Origin of the sequence: Clostridium sp. KNHs205, assembly GCF_000702945.1 — a bacterium.
GTDB lineage: Bacteria > Bacillota > Clostridia > Lachnospirales > Lachnospiraceae > Anaerocolumna.
In genome coordinates, this window is the sequence record NZ_JNLE01000003.1 from 3,165,269 (window position 1) to 3,183,465 (window position 18,197).

At 40.4% G+C, this 18,197-nt stretch carries 11 protein-coding genes and 1 pseudogene; 11 read left to right on the forward strand and 1 reads right to left on the reverse strand.

Features of this window, described 5'->3' with window-relative positions; all coding sequences use genetic code 11:
- Nucleotides 1-95: 95 nt before the first annotated feature.
- From BR73_RS0113065 to ptsP, 10 genes and pseudogenes are all read left to right on the forward strand, one after another.
- Complete coding sequence (locus tag BR73_RS0113065) at nt 96-1,403, forward strand: trehalase family glycosidase (RefSeq protein ID WP_051685395.1); 1,308 nt, start codon at nt 96-98, stop codon at nt 1,401-1,403.
- Nucleotides 1,370-2,941 (forward strand): DUF5605 domain-containing protein, encoded by a 1,572-nt coding sequence (locus tag BR73_RS0113070; RefSeq protein WP_242860670.1) that lies wholly within the window; start codon nt 1,370-1,372, stop codon nt 2,939-2,941. Before BR73_RS0113065 ends, BR73_RS0113070 begins: the two co-directional genes overlap by 34 nt.
- 324 nt (nt 2,942-3,265) lie before the next feature.
- Complete coding sequence (locus BR73_RS0113075; RefSeq protein ID WP_033165887.1) at nt 3,266-6,364, forward strand: glycosyl hydrolase; 3,099 nt, start codon at nt 3,266-3,268, stop codon at nt 6,362-6,364.
- Between the two features lie 71 nt (nt 6,365-6,435).
- The gene (locus BR73_RS0113080) at nt 6,436-7,236 is read left to right on the forward strand and encodes a 3-keto-5-aminohexanoate cleavage protein (protein WP_033165888.1); all 801 of its coding nucleotides are present in this window, start codon (nt 6,436-6,438) and stop codon (nt 7,234-7,236) included.
- A 740-nt stretch (nt 7,237-7,976) separates the two neighbouring features.
- On the forward strand, nt 7,977-8,408 hold the full coding sequence (locus BR73_RS0113085) for an Hsp20/alpha crystallin family protein (protein ID WP_033165889.1): 432 nt from the start codon (nt 7,977-7,979) through the stop codon (nt 8,406-8,408).
- 228 nt (nt 8,409-8,636) lie between these two features.
- Entirely contained in the window at nt 8,637-9,389 is a 753-nt protein-coding gene (locus BR73_RS0113090) for a DeoR/GlpR family DNA-binding transcription regulator (protein ID WP_033165890.1), read from the forward strand.
- A 209-nt stretch (nt 9,390-9,598) separates the two neighbouring features.
- A complete protein-coding gene (pfkB, locus tag BR73_RS0113095; protein WP_033165891.1) occupies nt 9,599-10,501 on the forward strand; it encodes a 1-phosphofructokinase in 903 nt (300 codons plus the stop codon).
- Nucleotides 10,502-10,551: 50 nt separating this feature from the next.
- Nucleotides 10,552-12,473, forward strand: a pseudogene (locus BR73_RS26790) (fructose-specific PTS transporter subunit EIIC).
- 6 nt (nt 12,474-12,479) lie between these two features.
- A complete protein-coding gene (locus BR73_RS0113105) occupies nt 12,480-12,737 on the forward strand; it encodes an HPr family phosphocarrier protein (protein ID WP_033165892.1) in 258 nt (85 codons plus the stop codon).
- Between the two features lie 102 nt (nt 12,738-12,839).
- On the forward strand, nt 12,840-14,477 hold the full coding sequence (ptsP, locus tag BR73_RS0113110) for a phosphoenolpyruvate--protein phosphotransferase (RefSeq protein WP_033165893.1): 1,638 nt from the start codon (nt 12,840-12,842) through the stop codon (nt 14,475-14,477).
- A gap of 63 nt (nt 14,478-14,540) precedes the next feature.
- Here the strand turns inward: ptsP and BR73_RS0113115 are convergent, their stop codons facing one another.
- Nucleotides 14,541-16,661, reverse strand: a complete 2,121-nt coding sequence (locus BR73_RS0113115) for a serine hydrolase domain-containing protein (protein WP_033165894.1) — start codon at nt 16,659-16,661, stop codon at nt 14,541-14,543.
- A 328-nt stretch (nt 16,662-16,989) separates the two neighbouring features.
- Between BR73_RS0113115 and BR73_RS27450 the strand changes: the two genes are divergently transcribed.
- Nucleotides 16,990-17,841, forward strand: a complete 852-nt coding sequence (locus BR73_RS27450) for an Ig-like domain-containing protein (protein ID WP_051685192.1) — start codon at nt 16,990-16,992, stop codon at nt 17,839-17,841.
- Nucleotides 17,842-18,197: the final 356 nt, after the last annotated feature.

Genomic DNA, 18,197 nt, shown 5'->3' on the forward strand with positions numbered 1-18,197 from the left:
ATGCAGCATGTGATGAGAGCACCTGTTGAAAATGAAAGACAATCTTCACGTAAATTTGTGTCTGCAACCAAATGTTTGCAGGTATTGAGAAAGGTATGGTTGTTAATATGGCAGATTACGAAAAAAAAATCAGGGACTTTATAACTGAGAATATACCCGGTGTGTTAAAAAGTCCGGTGAGCTTTATAAAATATCCCTTTATAGATCCCGGATCAGTTTATGATGGAAATGTTTGGGATTGGGATACCTACTGGTCCGTTTATGGACTCTTGAACCTCTTTGAGAAGGAAGAAGACAGCAGTACAAAGGATAAGATTGTAGAGCATGCCAAAGGAAATATCTATAACTTTCTGGATCATCAGCTGGAGGACGGATATATTCCAATGATGATTGAAGTAGGTAAATGGTCAGAGCCTTACCTGAATCTAAAGCATAAGGAAGGTGTTATGATGAATATGCATAAACCTTTTTTATGCAGCCAGATATGCCTGATCAGTGACTATATCAAAGATTACAGCTGGATTTTGCCTTATGTAGAACAGCTGGATAAATATTTTATGTGTTACTACAAAAATTACTTTTTTGAAATTCCCGGACTGTTTGTCTGGTGTGATGACATCATGATAGGAATGGATAATGACCCCGCTACCTTTGGCCGTCCTAAGTTCTCTACTGCAAATATCTTCTTAAACAGCTTTATGGTTTCTGAACTGCAGGCAGCAGCAAAGATTTTAAGAGAACTTGGCTTGGAAGAGGAAAGAGCAGCCTGGTACCAGCAGAAATCAGAGCAGCTTATCGCTTCTATACAAAGAGAGTGCTATGATAACAGAGACGGATTCTTTTATTCCGCAGATGTGGATATAAAGACCAGAAAATTCGATTGGTTCCATCAGGGGTTAGGAGTATTCTGGAATACCCTGCCTATTAAAATCCGTGTCTGGTCCGGTTTCCTACCTATGTGGGCAGGCTTTGCCACAAAGGAACAGGCAGAAAGCCTGGTGAAGCATATGTTCGATAAAGATACCTTCTATAGTGATTTTGGAATCACTACTCTTGCAAAAGATGAGAAGATGTTTGATTTATCGGTTACCAATAATCCCTCCAACTGGCTTGGACCTATCTGGCTGGTTGCAAACTATATTGTATTCAGAGGACTTTTAAATTACGGATATGTGAAAGAAGCCCAAAGCATGTATGACAGAACCCTCAGATTACTTGGAGAGGATATTACGAAAACCGGAAGCCTTCATGAATATTACAATCCCTTTGACGGAGAGCCGATCATGAATGGTGGATTTATCAACTGGAACATACTGGTGTTAAATATGGCGGACGAGTTACGGGGAAAAGCACCTATGAGGAATTATGAATGTTTCTTTCAGGGGGAAGAGAGGCAGCCATGAGGGAGGAAATAAGAAAGACAGAAAAATGGGAAGTCTTTGAACTGGTACTGGAAGGAAACGGGGATGGGAATCCCTATACAGACTATGAAATTTACGGATATTTTAGCGGTGAGCATGAGAATAAGAAGGTGAGTGGTTTCTATGACGGAGACCGCCGATATGTTATCAGATTCATGCCCTCCTTTGAAGGTATCTATACATATAGAGTGGAAGGAAGCTTTACAGAAGCTGTCTATGAAGGACAATTTGAAGTTACGGCAGCCACAGGCAATAATCATGGGCCGGTGAGGGTATGTGATACCTATCATTTTGCATACGAGGACGGAACACCTTATTATTCCATCGGTACGACCTGTTATGCATGGACTCACCAGCCTGAAGCCATGCAGCTGGAAACCCTTGATACTTTAAGAAAAAGCCCCTTCAACAAAATAAGATTTTGCATTTTTCCAAAGCATTATGATTATAACCTGTATGAGCCCATTTCCTATCCTTACGAAGGTAAGCCCTGTGATATCAGCGGAATCACAAAGGATAATTTTATGGAATATTTACCGTCAAATCCAGATAACAACTGGAATTACAGACGGTTTAACCCGGAACATTTTCGAATTATCGAGAAGAGGATTCAGGACTTAATGGAAATGGGGGTCGAGGCAGATCTGATTCTGATGCATCCCTATGACAGATGGGGCTTTTCAGAGATGGATAGTGAAAGCAGTGCGTTGTATATTAATTATATTACCGCCAGATTCGCAGCTTACCGTAATGTATGGTGGTCACTTGCCAATGAATTTGATCTGTGTGAGAAAAAGGGCTTAAAAGACTGGGAGGAATATGCGAATATCCTGGTAAAGAAAGATCCTTACCGAAGGCTTCGTTCCATTCACAACTGCAAGCTCCTGTATGACTATACAAGACCCTGGGTTACTCACTGCAGTGTACAGCGTACAGAAATCTATCTGTCCGCAGCAGGTACAAAAGCATTAAGAGAACAATACGGTAAGCCGGTTGTTTTTGATGAGGTAGGTTACGAAGGAAATATTAATTTTTCCTGGGGGAACCTTACTGCCGAGGAAATGGTAAGATTATTTTGGACAACAACTGTACGTGGAGGTTACTGCGGACACGGAGAAACCTATATGCATGAAAAGGATAAACTCTGGTGGTCCCATGGCGGTGTACTCTACGGTGAATCTGCTGACCGACTGAAGTTTCTCTATGAGCTGTTGTTACAAACACCTGGACATGGGCTGAAACCGGCAGAAATCAAAAAATGGGAGGATAATTGTGCTACTGCTTCCCACCCCGGCTATAGCGGTAAATACTATCTCTTTTATACTGGTCACACCAGGCCTGCCTTCAAGGAATTTGAATTCCAGCCTGAAAAGAGATATGTTGTACAGGTAATTGATACCTGGGATATGACAATCGAAGACAGAGGTGTATATAGTAATAAATTTAGAATAGAGCTCCCCTCAAAGGAATATATGGCATTGAGAATTTGGGAAGAAGGGTTAAAAGGCTATTTACAATAATACGAAATTTACATTAGGAAGTATTATTTTGAATGATCCAAAAGTATAATTCACACTTTGATTTATGGCAGTGGTACAACAGTCTGTAGATGTGGTATGCAAGGGTACTAGTGTGAAAAACACTCAGCCTGACATAAAATAAAAAGCACAAGCCAGTACAATGTTCTGCAAATACCTATGCATTATCCTGTTCTGAATCACTAATAGGTTATTATTCAGGTTTTGACGTAAGCCCCCCAAAAGCATTTCCTGAATATACAACTAAGTGAATTCAACTGCAGAAGGATGCACAGGTATTTAGAGAACATTGTACTAAGAGGCTGGATGAATAATAAAGTAACTGCAGCTCCTATTGCAGGTTATAAGAAAGGCATGGTTGTCAAGATGAAAGAGTTTAAAAATCCTTCCAATAAATTCAGGCCGATACCTTTTTGGTCCTGGAATGATCAATTGGAGAAAGATGAAATACAGAATCAGATAGTGGAAATGAAACAGGCAGGCGTGGGAGGTGCTTTCTTCCATGCCAGATCCGGTTTAAAGGTGGATTATCTGGGAGATGAATGGTTTGAATGCATCAAAGCCGGAATAGACAAAGGAAAAGAGGTCGGTCTGGATGTCTGGCTCTATGATGAAGAAGGCTGGCCCAGCGGGTTTGCTGGAGGAATCGTTCCGGCACTTTCGGCAGATTATCATGCCAAGTTCATGACCCTTGAAAGATATACCTCCTTAAAGGATATTGATAAAGCGGCCATGTTAGCTGTATACCTATATGATAAGGAAAGGGAGTTCTATGTTAAGATTGACTGGGACTATAATACACTGTTAAATGAGGGACAGGAATTTCTTGCGATTAGAAGACATACCAATCCTTATTATATTGATACAATGAATAAGAGGGCAGTGGAAGCATTCTTACAATGCACCCATGAGGTTTACTTTGAAAAATACGGGGAAGATTTCGGAACCTTTATAAAAGGATTCTTTACGGATGAACCAAGACTTACCTGCAATCATTTCGGGGAGCTGCCTTGGTCTGATGAGCTGACAGAGAATTTTAAGCACCGTTATGGCTATGAGCTTTCTGACTGTCTGCCAGCTTTGTTTATCAAATCCGGTAATTATGAGAAATTCCGCTATGATTTCTGGAAGCTGGTGAACGATTTATTTGTAAAGAGCTATATGAAGACCATATATGACTGGTGTGAAGCACATGGCTGTAAATCTACCGGACATATTATGATGGAGGAAAGCATTTTCAGTCAGATGACCAGTACCGGTGGAGTTATGCCTTTTTATGAATACATGCATATTCCGGGGATTGATTGGCTAAGGCGTCCCATTTCCACTCCTGTTATCGGGAAACAGGTTGGCTCTGCTGCCTGCCAGCTGGGAAAAGACAAAGTAATAACAGAATCTTTTGCACTCTGCGGCTGGAATGTATCCTTTGAAGAATTAAAATGGATTGCTGAGTGGCAGTTTGTGAACGGTGTTAACATGATCTGTCAGCATTTACAGGCATATACAATAAGAGGCTCCAGAAAGAGGGATTATCCGCCTTCCTTGTTCCATCAGCAGACCTGGTGGAAGGATTATAAGAAATTCAATGATTATCTGGGACGCTTATGTGTGGCACTGTCAGAAGGAAATCAGTCAGCAGACGTACTTCTGCTGCATCCAATGAGAAGCGGTTATGTAACCTATGATGGTACCAGAACAGAGGATATCAGAGTCTTAGACGATGAATTTAGCAAAATCTCTGTAAGTCTTTCCGGAAATCATATAAGCTATCATTATGGAGATGAGACAATTATTGAAAATCATGGACAAATAGAGGAAGGACAATTCCTGCTTGGTAAAATTGCTTACAAAACCGTAATACTTCCTCATATGCATTCCATTGATAATATTACTGTGAAACTATTATTGGAGTTTCTGAAAAAAGGAGGTGTTGTACTAAGCACAGGAAGATTCCCTACTTTTACCAATGGCAGCGAAGAAGAACTTGCTCAATTAAAAGCTGGCTGTGTAGCTATTAAGGCGGAAGAAATCAGAGACTATCTCAAAAAGGTAAAGCTGGTGTCTCTGAGTATAGCAGAAAAGAAGAAAGAGATTAGCAGCATCTCTTATCAGCAAAGGCAAACCAGGGAAGGAACCCTGCTCTTCCTTGTTAATCATGACCAGAAGGAAACCTATCAGGCAGAGGTCACAGTACTTAATGGCAGTTATCAGGTAAAACGACTGGTGGCTGAGACTGGAGAAGAAGAGGTAATAGGTTTTTCGGCAGAGAAGGATAAGACCGTCTTTACACTGGAATTTAAACCGATGCAATCCTATATCCTTATGCTGGAACAGACAGAGGCATCTCAGACAATTTCTGTACCTGTTGCAGAATACGAAAATATAACCTTGCAAAAGGACTGGAAAATTGAAAAGCTTGGTTTGAATTCACTTACTCTTGATACCTGTATGTACCGTATTGACGGAGGAGAAGTTATGGGACCGATACCGGTTATCAAACTTCAGGATATTCTTATGGAACTTAGAAAGCCCTGTGAAGTTACAATGAATTTTTCTTTCGAGGCTGACCTTGATCTGAAAGCTAATAAAGAGTTCTATCTGGTGGTTGAAGAGGCGAAAATATTTAACATTACAGTGAATGGAACACCTATTTCCTACAATGAAGAAGCTGGCTACTGGAAAGATAAGACATTTAAAAAAGTAGACATTAAACCTACAGTCATAAACGGCAGAAATGAAGTAACTTTACATACCACCTTCCGCCAGAGCCAGAAGGTATATGAGGTACTATACGGTGAAAATGTTTACGAGACGGAAAAGAATAAAATCACCTACGAGGTGGAATTAGAGAGTATTTACCTCTTAGGTGATTTCGGGATTGTTTCTAAAACTCCTTTCAGAAATGTTGAAAGGGATGCTATGTTTAGTGACGGACCTTTTCTGGTAGTGGATAAACCGGTTGCTTTTTATGGAAATGAATTTACAAAACAGGGGCTTCTGTTTTTTGCAGAGGATATGGTAATCAGCCAGAATATTGAAATTACTGATAAGAATAAAAAGTATCTACTGGATTTCGGAAAACAGAATGCACCGCTGATTAAGATCTTCGTAAACGGGTATCAGGTTAAGGCTTCTTTATGGGCTCCTTACACTGCTGATATCAGTGACTATGTCAAGGAAGGTATTAACGAGATCAAGCTATGGATCTATGCCTCAAATCGTAACCTTCTGGGACCGCATCATCATATTGACGGGGAATGCTATAATGTTGGTCCTGATAGCTTCACCGGGAAATGGAGCTGGGTGGAGCGTAAGTCAGAAGCAGATGCTACAGACATAGCAGACAGAACGAAAAACTATTGGACAGATTCATATAGTTTTGTAAAATTTGGATTAAAGGAATAGTTTTGTTTATATTGAAGCTGCCATTTGGCATTGGAACAAGGTCAATATATTTATGAAAGAGAGGAAATTGTATGAATAAGGTAATCCTATCCCTCGCCCCTGTAAATGCAGCAACAGGACCCTTTTCTATACAGGAAACAGCAGAAGATATCGTAAAGAGCATAGACGCAGGAGCTTCCATGTGCCATCTTCACAGCAGAGACAGGGAGGGGAAACTTACACCTGATATATCTGTTATGTGTGAGATATTTGATGAAGTGCTGCGGCAGAGAGATGTGGTGGTACAAACCTCGACTGGCGGAGTTTCTGATATGAACATCCGGGAAAGGTGCAAGCCTTTAGAGTATCCTGAAGCAGAAACCGCGTCTCTAAACGGTGGCTCCACCAATCTGGGAGAAGCCGTTTATAGAAATTCTATGGAGGATATCAGATATTGCTCAAAGGTCTGCTATGAGAAAAAGGTATTGCCGGAGATAGAAGTCTTTGATATTGGAATGATTGATAATATCAATAAGCTAAGAGAAGAGCAGCCTTTTCTTGAACCGGTCTTCTTTAATCTGGTATTTGGCCACAGAGGGGGGATGCAGCCTACAGTAGAAGCTCTTTATGCGTTCAAGTCCTTCGTCCCAAAAGACTGTTTATGGGGTGTCACTCATTATGGCAGGGATAACTGGACTTTTCTCGCTGCTGCAATTGCCATAGGTGCCGCAGAAGTACGTATTGGCTTCGAGGACAGTGCTTATCTGGCGCCTGGTAAAAGTGCAGTAAAAAATTATGAATTGGTAGAAAGACTGGCAGGGTTGGTACAGGCTATGGGACTTAAAGTTGCAACCGTGGCAGAGGCCAGAGAAATATTAAAACTGTCCAAATAGCAATTTTTATAGGTTGGTTAAATAAGTGTTTTATCTCTCGCAAATTTAAGACACTAAAATAATCATAAAATAACATGTCAAAAAACTATAATACAACTGTTATTAAAACCATTTGAACGTTGTGGTAAAACCATTCGAACGTCATGGTAAACCCAGGTGAAGTGTCACATAGTTCTTGACGCTTTGATCTATGTGGCAGAATACTTACTGTAATAACGATAATTTATTTGATAGACAATCCAAGGAATTAAATACAGAGTAAAAATATAAGTTGAATTAAGTTTTTCAGTAACCCTATATAAAAATATCGTTTATTCGAACTTTTTATATAGGGAAGCAGAAAATCTTATATTCAACTTATATTGCTTATATTGCTTCTGAGAAGCATAATAACTTTAATATTGTTACATAAGATAGAGGCACAGTAAATATTACCTGCTTTCTATTGAAGGTTCTTAATAGTTTAATACCTAGAGAGCCGCTTATAGTTCTTTGAAGTGAAGCGGCTGTTGATATCACACCGAAAGGAATTTATTATCCTTTATACAATGCTGTAAGGCTGGCTGCTGCTGGGACTCCAGTAGAAAAAAGATGTACTGAACTTAAACAACTGTGTTGTTTTGATTGAGGCAATGACCTGATAAAAAAGTTTATATTTTATACTTGACATTGAATATTATTAGTGTTATATAATATATATAACATCAATAACATATATAATATTCAAGGAGGTATAATCTATGTTTCTGGCAAACAGAGTGAATAATTTATTTGATGAAATGTTTAAAGAGTCTTTCTTTGAATCACCGGCATGGTTTAATCAATCTCAGATGATGAAAACAGATGTGCAGGAAAAAGAAGGTAATTACCTCATAGATATGGAATTACCCGGATTTTCAAAAGAAGACCTGCAAGCCGAATTAAGAGATGGTTATTTGACCATTACCGCTAACAGGAATGAGAATAAAGAGGAAAAGGATAAGGATGGGAATTATATCAGACGGGAACGGTTTACAGGAAGCAGCAAGAGAAGCTTCTATGTCGGAGATAAGGTGAAACAGGAAGATATTAAGGCTTCTTTTAAAGATGGTATACTTCGCCTTACGGTTCCGAAAATATCCGAAGGCATTGAAGAAAAGAAGGGCTATATTGCAATCGAATCCGAAATTTGACGTCTGGTTAGTGTGTATAATAGAGAAGCTGGTTAAAACTGTTTACAATTTCATTCATAAAAATTAAATAAATAAATTAAAAATCTAGTACGGCCTTGCATAAATTCACTTAACGCTGCAAGGCTGTACTAGATTTTTTTGTATAAATAAAAAATTTCACGTTTCAAAGTATAAGTATTTGGTGTAAAATGATTAAAATTTATTAAAAATATGGAATGAGGTATTGTAATGCTGACAGAAAAACGGTTTGAAGAAATATTAAGGCTGGTGGATGAGAAGGGAATGGTGACATTACAGGAGCTAAAAAATATATTTGCTGCATCTGAGTCCACTCTTCGCAGAGATTTAACGACTCTTCATAACAGCGGTAAACTGGTTAAGGTTTTTGGAGGGGCAATGTCTTTGGATGCTCATTACCGGACCAAGGATATTGAGGTACCTACCCGCAGGGAGGTGAACAGAGAGGAAAAATTGCGTATTGCTGAATACGGAGCTTCCCTAATCGGACCGGATGATTTTGTATATCTGGATGCAGGTACCACTACCGGTTATATGATAGATTTTATCCAAACCAAACAGGCTACTTTTGTTACCAACGGTGTTAACCATGCACAGCGTTTGGCAGCAGCCGGGCTTCATGTCATTCTTATCGGTGGAGAGCTAAAGGCTTCTACGGAAGCTGTGGTAGGGAGTGAAGCAACGATTCAGCTTCAAAAATATCATTTTACGTTGGGCTTTCTTGGGGCAAACGGTATACATCAACACAGCGGTTTTTCCACTCCGGATAACAATGAAGCAATGATAAAGCAGATTGCCTTGAAACAGATTCGCCGTCCTTATATTTTGTGTGACCATTCCAAATTCGGTCAGATTAGTCCGGTAACTTTTGGGGATTTAGACCATGCTGTTATTATTACAGACCGAGTGGATAAGCCGGAATATAAAAAACTTGAGAATATTATTATATTGAATGAAGCATAATAGAAAAAATAACTGGCCTGATATGCTTTTGTATGACTGAAAATGAATGGAATTGAATGAGATTTGGCAGTTGTGCACAATTTTAGTACTTAAACACTAGGAATAAAGTCGATTGGAAATGAGCGAATATGATTGTAAAATAAATAAGAAGCATATAAATCATTCAAAAATATTCATTATCAGTAATTTGTGCTGCAGGAGGCTAGACAATGATCTATACTATTACCTTTAATCCGGCTTTGGATTATATCGTGTCGGTGGAAGATTTTCAACTGGGTAAAACAAACCGAACCACGGAAGAAGCCATACTGGCGGGAGGAAAAGGAATTAATGTTTCTATTGTTTTGAAAAATCTTGGTTATGAAAGCACTGCGCTGGGATTTGTCGCAGGATTTACCGGAGAAGAGATCAGAAAAAGGATAGAAAAGACGGGATGTCTTGCAGAATTTATAACCATTAACCAAGGGATGAGCCGCATTAATTTTAAACTGAAATCTGTAGACGGAACGGAAGTTAACGGCAGGGGACCGGATATTGATGCAGAGAGCCTTCAGAAACTTTTGATTCGGTTGGATTCTTTAAAACCAGGAGATATTCTGGTAATGGCAGGTAGTATTCCAGCCAGCATTCCCGATTCTATTTACAAAGATATAATGGTTAGACTTTCAGGAAAAAACATATCTGTGGTGGTGGATGCCACAAAAGATTTACTGGTTAATGTACTGGAGAATAGACCATTTCTGATTAAACCCAATAATCATGAACTGGGAGAGATTTTTGGTGTGATCTTAAAAACACGCAGGGAAGTTATACCTTATGCTCAGAAATTACAGAAGCAGGGAGCTTGTAACGTACTTGTATCCATGGCGGGGGAAGGTGCCGTATTAGTAGCTGAGAACGGCGGGATTTATGAAAGTCCGGCACCAAAAGGCCGGCTTGTCAACGCAGTTGGTGCAGGAGACTCTATGGTAGCAGGTTTTTTAGCAGGCTGGTTAAGCACAGACGATTATAGTCAGGCTTTCCGTATGGGACTTGCAGCGGGAAGTGCCAGTGCCTTTTCAGAGCTGTTAGCTTCAAAAGAGCAGGTGGAGGCGTTGTTAAAGCAGATGTGACGGAAAGGTAACCAGGGAAAGGGTCAAACAGGAAGAAGAGAGGTGTAGGTATGAGGATTACTGAATTGTTAAGCAAGGAGAGTATTGTACTAAAGGCAGCTCCGGCCGGTAAGAAGGAAGCACTGGAACAGGCAATAGAAATAATGGTAAAGAGTGGGAAGATCAGTGACCGGGCGGAATATACCCGGCAGGTGTTTGCAAGAGAAAAGGAAGGTACAACCGGAATCGGTGAAGGGATTGCTATTCCTCATGGCAAATGTAAGGGAGTGAAGGCTCCGGGGCTGGCTGCCATGGTAATTCCGGAGGGAGTGGAATTTGAGGCTCTGGATGGGGAACCTGTATATTTACTATTTCTGATAGCAGCACCCGACACGAAAGATAATGTACATCTTGATGTGTTAAGTAAGCTGTCTGTGCTGTTGATGAATGAGGAATTTGCAGAAAAGTTAAAAAATGCAGCTGACGTAGAGGAATTTCTTCAAATAATAGATGAGGCAGATGAGAGTATTCCGGAAATGAAAGCCCAAAATGCAGAGGTAGGGGACGTAGAGGAAACCTTCTACAGGAATATAGCAGCAGTTACTTCCTGCCCTACAGGTATTGCTCATACTTATATGGCGGCAGAGGGTCTGGCAAAGGCAGCAAAAGCAAATAATTGCGCTATAAGAATAGAGACCAGAGGGTCAGGTGGGGCTAAGAATGTACTGACAGAAGCAGAGATTGCAGCGGCAGACTGTATCATAGTAGCTGCAGATACCAAGGTTCCTATGGAACGCTTTGCTGGCAAAAAAGTAATTGAGTGCCAGGTATCTGACGGCATCAGTAAGGCAGACCAACTGATAAAGCGTGCTGTAAAGGGAGAGGTACCCGTATATAGGGCTGTACAGGGAGAAGAAGCAGGGACAGCTGCTGCCGGGAATAATTCTCTGACCCACAAAATATATATGCATCTTATGAGCGGTGTATCTCATATGCTTCCTTTTGTAGTGGGGGCGGTATACTGATTGCTATTGCATTCCTGATAGATTCCTTGTCTATTGATATGACAGCGGTATCCGAAGAGGTTCGTGCTAATTTTGGGTCCATCACACCGACAGCGGCATTATTTAAGTCAATTGGCGGAGCCGCCTTCGGTTTTATGCTTCCTATACTGGCCGGTTATATCGCAATGAGTATTGCTGACCGACCGGGACTGGCAGTAGGTATTATTGGCGGGTACATTGCAGCAAACGGAAAATCTGGCTTTCTTGGTGCATTGGTGGCAGGGTTTCTGGCAGGCTATATTATAGTGCTTTTACGTAAGGTTTTTAACAAACTGCCTGTAACTATTGAGAAACTGGCACCGGTATTGCTCTATCCCCTTTTGGGTATCCTATGTATTGGACTGCTTATGACCTTTGTAATAGAACCTCCTATAGGTTTTTTAAACACAGCCTTAAACAATGCATTAACAGGTATGGGTACAACCAGCAAGATATTATTGGGAATCATTGTAGCTGGTATGATGGCTATAGATATGGGCGGACCTTTTAACAAGGCTGCTTATGTATTTGGAACCGCATCTATAGTAGCTGGTAATTATGATATCATGGCGGCGGTTATGATTGGAGGCATGGTGCCTCCCTGTGCCATTGCTTTGGCAACGCTGATATTTCGTAATAAATTTACTAAAGCCGAGAGAGAAACTGCTCCTGCCAACTTTATCATGGGTCTGGCTTTTATAACAGAGGGTGCCATTCCCTTTGCGGCAGCCGATCCTTTAAGAGTACTGCCAGCGTGTATTCTCGGCTCGGCGGTAGCGGGAGCTATGTCAATGGCTTTTGGTTCCAGCTTGATGGCTCCTCACGGCGGGATATTTGTTTTTCCGGTGGTAGAGCATCCAATCATGTATCTGCTGGCATTGGTGGCAGGTACTTTGGTGGCGGCAGGCATGCTGGGAATATTGAAAAAGAACATAACAGAAAGGAACTAATAAAAAATGAAAGAAATTAAATATATTATAACAGACCCGGAAGGAATTCATGCCAGACCGGCAGGAGAGATGGTAAAGCTGTTAAAGGAATTTAAATCTACCGTAACAATAAGCAAGGACGGAAAAAGTACGGATGCCAAAAGGATTTTTGGTGTCATGGGGCTTGGTGCAAAGCAAGGACAGGAAATACAGCTGATTGTTGAAGGAGAGGATGAGGCTAAAGCAATTGCTGCATTGGATGAGTTTCTAAAAAAGCAACTGTAGGAAGCTGTTTTTATTATAAGCCTCCTCTCAGAGAAGTAAGAATCTGAGGAGGAGAAGAGATGCTCATAAGGGAAGGTAGACATCGGAAAAAGGAGGATGACTATGCAGACATTTCAGGGGAAAAGTGTTTTTGGGGGTATTGCCATGGGCAGGATAATGGTTTACCAAAAGCATGAGCAGCAGGTAAAAAGGAGCAGAGTTTCCGATACCGATGCGGAGGTATTGCGCTTTCGGGAAGCCAGAGACACAAGCATCGTGCAGTTAAAGCACCTTTATGAAACCTCTGTAAATAAAATAGGTGAATCTGAGGCGGCTATATTTGAGGTACACCAGATGATGCTGGAGGATATGGATTATAATGAATCTGTTGAAAGTATAATCTGCAGCCAGAAGGTCAATGCGGAGTATGCAGTTGCAACTACAGCAGATAATTTTGCAAGTATGTTTTCTGCTATGGAGGATGAATATATGAGAGGCAGGGCAGCTGATGTAAGGGATATATCCGAACGGCTGCTGGGAAGCCTTATGGGAAAGGGCGGAGAAGGTATTCTAATAGAGGAGCCGGTCATTCTTGTAGCGGAGGATTTGGCTCCCAGTGAAACAGTGCAGCTGGATAAGGATAAGGTACTTGCCTTTGTAACGGTCAAGGGTTCAGTCAACTCCCATACTGCTATCCTTGCCAGAAACATGAACATTCCTGCGCTGGTTGGAACCAGCCTCACAAAAAAGGTCATGGAGGAGATTAACGGAAAAGAAGGGGTTGTTGATGGCTTTGAGGGCAGCTTTCTGATAGAGCCGGAGGAGTCTGTCAAAAGCCGGATGCAGGAAAGGCAGAAGGCCGAAGCAGAGAAAAAGCTGCTTCTACAGACCTTAAAAGGAAAGGCAAATGTAACCCTGGATGGAAAGGAAATCAAACTTTATGCCAATATAGGCAATAGCAGCGATCTGGCTACGGTATTACAGAATGATGCGGGGGGAATCGGACTCTTCCGCAGTGAATTTATCTATTTGGAGAGAGAGACTTATCCTACAGAGGAAGAGCAGTTCAATATATATAAAACCGTGGCGGAGACGATGGCCGGCAGAAAGGTAATAATCCGTACGTTGGATATAGGTGCGGATAAGCAGGCAGAATATTTTAAGCTGCCTTATGAAGAAAATCCTGCTATGGGCTATCGTGCAATACGCATCTGCCTTACCAGGCCTGAAATCTTCAAAACACAACTGCGTGCCCTGTTCCGTGCCAGTGCTTATGGTAATATTGCAATTATGTATCCAATGATTATATCCATTAAAGAGGTACAAAGAATACGCAAAATAGCAGATGAGGTTAAGACAGAGCTTAAGGATAAGGGAATCGCTTTCGGACAAGTAGAGCAGGGAATAATGATTGAAACGCCAGCCGCAGTTATGATAAGTGAAGAGCTGGCAAAGGAAGTGGATTTCTTCAGCATAGGAACCAATGACCTTACCCAGTATACTCTTGCAATTGACAGACAGAATTCCCAACTGGACGAATTTTATGATGCTCATCATCCTGCTATATTACGTATGATTCAGATGGTAATTGAAAATGCTCACAAGGCAGGTATCTGGGCAGGCATCTGCGGTGAGCTGGGAGCAGATATGGAACTGACACGTATATTTTTGAAAATGGGAGTGGATGAACTGTCTGTTTCCCCCGGAGCCATTCTCCCCATACGTAAAATCATCCGGGAAAGCAATATCAGCAAATTGTAAATAAACAGGACTGTTTCCTTACAAAATAGTAGGGAAACAGTCCTTTTATTGGTGTAAAAATTATTATTTTACAAATTTCAACTGAAATACAGAACCGGCATCACCCGTAAATACAATATAACCTTTCTTAGGAAGGGTTATTGTCTTGTTTTTGTTAAGGTAGTAATTGGTTATACAAACATCTTTTTCGTTATAAACTGCGAAAGAAGCATTGGCAGGCACCGTAACGGTAATTTTCTTTGAAGCAGTATTACTGGATAATTTATACCAGGAGGCATATCCCTTTTCTCCGATAGCATATTTTGCAGTTTTTGCCGGAAGTGACTTAACGTTGTCAGAAGAGAGAAAAATGTTTCCTTTTGCATCCAGGTATTCTATGCCATTTTCCCGGAAGAAACGATAGTCTGTCAGGTCCCGTCCATAACTCCCAGGAATCTGGATAGGATTTTTAGCATTATCTTTATCAATGATTGCCGTATTTATCCAGTAACCTTTAATGCCCTCAGTCATTGGAATAACAGAGTAGGGTGATGAAAGAACATATATCTGGGAGGAGTATTTCTCTGACAACAGGAAATAGGTTTTGCCAGAACGCGCTTTCCAGATTTTTTCAACCTCAGCAGTAAGAGGGTTTTCAGTTAGTTTCTGTGCCAGATAACTGGAGGAAAAACTCTGTCCCAGGCCTGGAAGTTTGGTGAAACCTGAAAAATAAATATAGGTATTTCCATTTGTGTTCTTTTCAAAGGATAAATAATAGGTGCCATCGGTATAGTAATATTTACCGTTACCAGTGTAATAAAATATTTGAGGTGAGGCATCCGGAGCTAGCATACTGGTGAGTGTCAGGGTTCCGGTATCTTTCATTGTAACCTTTAACATATTGGTGAAGTTGCCGTAATAACCTTCATATTGTTTCTGATCGGCTGGTATGGCAGTTTTTTTCGGTAGGGAGAAAGTCTCGTCAGGTTTGATTTCTGTTATACGTCCTTTATCCTTTAAGGCTTTCAGCATAATTTCCTGTGCGAAAATCTGATTGTAAAGACTGCTGCCACCGGAGGACATAACTGCAATAGCCATATTTTCCTCTGGCAAGACAGTCAGGCTGCTGTGGTAGGTTAAGGTATCACCACCCTTTACAAGGGCTTTGATTCCGTAGGATTCATAAGGATAAGTAGTTACACTGTCCCACCCCAGTCCATATGTCAGCGAGCTTCCCTGAGCGGGATTAAGTCCTTTGGCATATTCAGGATTCTCCATGGAATCCGAAGCTTGGGCAGACAATACATTTACATAAGAACCAACAGCCATAAATAACTGGGAAAACCGGCAAAGTTCTTCAGCTGAGGAATAGATTCCCCCTGCACCTATTGCATGAAAGGACTCGGCAGGAAGTGGAGCTTTTAATAATTTTGCATAGGTACCGGATAAAAGACCGGCAGGTATACTGTCGACAGGTGTCAGAGTTTTCTTTAAACCTAAGGGAGTTGTTATATAATCTTTTATGTATTGACTGAAACTTATTCCTGAAACTTTTTCGACCAATATTTCAGCCAGGGTAAAGCCATCGTTGCAATAGACTGAATAGGAACCCGGTGCAGCTTTCAGGCGCTGGCTCTTTAAACTTTCCAGAAAGGTATCATGAGCGACGGTATCTTTATCCTGAAAGAGTATGGAATTGTTCAGGGTACTTCCCATAAGTCCGGAAGAATGATTTAGAAGCATTCTGACAGTTATATCCTTGTACCTGTCATCGGCCATGGTAAACTCCGGCAGATAGGTTACAACAGGTGTATCAAGGGAAAGTTTACCCTGCCCGGATAATTGAAGGACTGCAACAGTAGTAAATATCTTACTGATTGAGCCTATGCCATATACATCCGATGCTTTTGTTTCGTATTTCTTTGTCTGGGAATAGTACTTTTGGGAAAGAATAATATTTCCGTTGTCAATAAGTGCATAGGATACACTGTCTAATCCATACAGTGAGGTAAGGGTTTTAGCTTTCTCCTCCGCGAAAGCCTTTAAGTCAACAGAGGCTGTCTGGCCGGCGGTCTGAGAAACATTAAGTACAGCACTGTCAGCTGCTTTAACATTTATCGCAGTTAAAGGGGTGGCGGTAAGAAGGAGAAGGATTATTACTGCCGATAAGAATTTTTTTAGCTGTAGTTTTTTCGTAATTTGCATATAAACCTCTTTTCTTAACAATTTTAGATATCTGCTTTTCATGAAAACTGCAGTGATTCTTGGGAGGCTGCTTAAAAGACAGATCCCAATACATATCTTAAAAGCTTGCTTGCGATACTGTCAGAATGAAAGAAAAAATGCAAAGCATTTTCAATCAAGACTCATACATAATATAAGCTTGCTTTCAATTCTGTTTCATCAAAGCTCCTTTAATGAAAAGTATCTCTAGTATACCATATTAAGAATATTTTACCATATTTAACTGGAAAGTTTTTGCTGAAAAGGATATAATAGGTTAGCATGTACAACAAATTATAGGAGGTCATATATGAAACAATTTAAAAAATTCGGAAGAATGCTGGCTATTGTTATGATTCTTTCACTGACATTTCAGGCAGCACTACCAGCCAATTATCTTCAGAAAGCAGAAGCTGCACAAACAGCCATAAGTCAGAAAAAGTTAACCCTGGAGGCTGGTAAATCGAAAGTGCTTAAAATCACAGGCACCAAATCAAAGGTTACCTGGAAATCCAGTAAGACAACAGTAGCTACAGTAAGTAAGACCGGAAAGGTTACAGCAAAAAAAGCCGGCAAAGCTACCATAACCGCTACAGTTGATAAAAAGAAATATACCTGTACTGTAACTGTAAAAGCAGCAGTGGCTGCCAATCCTTTAGTTGATGGAGCACCCTTTAAGGCTCAGGCAGCAACTTCCGGGAATGTAACTTATATCTATCCAAGCAACTGGGTAAAAACAGAAGCAGAGGCTACCGGTTACAGACAAGTAGTTCTTGTGCCTGGGGTTGATGATAAAACGGATGCTGTTTCAAGTATTTCATTATTGATTATTGATTCAGAGGGTATTCCGGAAGCTTCCGTTTTTGATGCAGCTTATAGTGAAATAACGGCTGATTCACTGGTATCTCAATATGCACAGCAGGGTATGGAAGTAACTGTAGATGGTGTAACAGTAAATAAATTTGATACAGCTCTTGGTGTAGGTTATATAACTGACTTTAACATAACTTATAATGGAGTTACCATGAAGCAGACAATCTATGACGTTTATACTGAGAAAAATCTGACGAAAATAACAGTAACAGATATTTCTGATAACTTTTCTCCGGATGTTAAACAAGTAGCCAAATATCTTATTGATACCTTACAGGTTACTAAATAATATAACAACATAAAAAACTCCTGTATTATAGCCAGGCTTGACTGCCTGGTGATAATACAGGAGTTTTTTTGTTAAGCTAGTTTAAATATTCTAAAATCTTTCGAATTTCTTTCGTTTTATCTGCAGGTGTCTTTAATAATCATTCTATATAATAGCTGATATCCAAGACAAAACTAAACGGAGGTATGAAATGTTACTGGAGAACAAAGAAGTAAATACGAAAAAAATCCCAATTAAATGCTATAGAAAATCTATTCTGACACGAAGGTCTTTCCGTATGTCCCTCAAATGTTGTATAATAAACCTGATTGAAAAGAAAAAGAAGAACAGACTCAGGGGAAAAATTCATTCTATCG

Coding starts and splice junctions, on each gene's coding strand:
- BR73_RS0113065 (WP_051685395.1), top strand. CDS start 96: ATGGTTGTTAATATGGCAGATTACGAAAAAAAAATCAGGGACTTTATA.
- BR73_RS0113070 (WP_242860670.1), top strand. CDS start 1,370: ATGTTTCTTTCAGGGGGAAGAGAGGCAGCCATGAGGGAGGAAATAAGA.
- BR73_RS0113075 (WP_033165887.1), top strand. CDS start 3,266: ATGAATAATAAAGTAACTGCAGCTCCTATTGCAGGTTATAAGAAAGGC.
- BR73_RS0113080 (WP_033165888.1), top strand. CDS start 6,436: ATGAATAAGGTAATCCTATCCCTCGCCCCTGTAAATGCAGCAACAGGA.
- BR73_RS0113085 (WP_033165889.1), top strand. CDS start 7,977: ATGTTTCTGGCAAACAGAGTGAATAATTTATTTGATGAAATGTTTAAA.
- BR73_RS0113090 (WP_033165890.1), top strand. CDS start 8,637: ATGCTGACAGAAAAACGGTTTGAAGAAATATTAAGGCTGGTGGATGAG.
- pfkB (WP_033165891.1), top strand. CDS start 9,599: ATGATCTATACTATTACCTTTAATCCGGCTTTGGATTATATCGTGTCG.
- BR73_RS0113105 (WP_033165892.1), top strand. CDS start 12,480: ATGAAAGAAATTAAATATATTATAACAGACCCGGAAGGAATTCATGCC.
- ptsP (WP_033165893.1), top strand. CDS start 12,840: ATGCAGACATTTCAGGGGAAAAGTGTTTTTGGGGGTATTGCCATGGGC.
- BR73_RS0113115 (WP_033165894.1), bottom strand. CDS start 16,661: ATGCAAATTACGAAAAAACTACAGCTAAAAAAATTCTTATCGGCAGTA.
- BR73_RS27450 (WP_051685192.1), top strand. CDS start 16,990: ATGAAACAATTTAAAAAATTCGGAAGAATGCTGGCTATTGTTATGATT.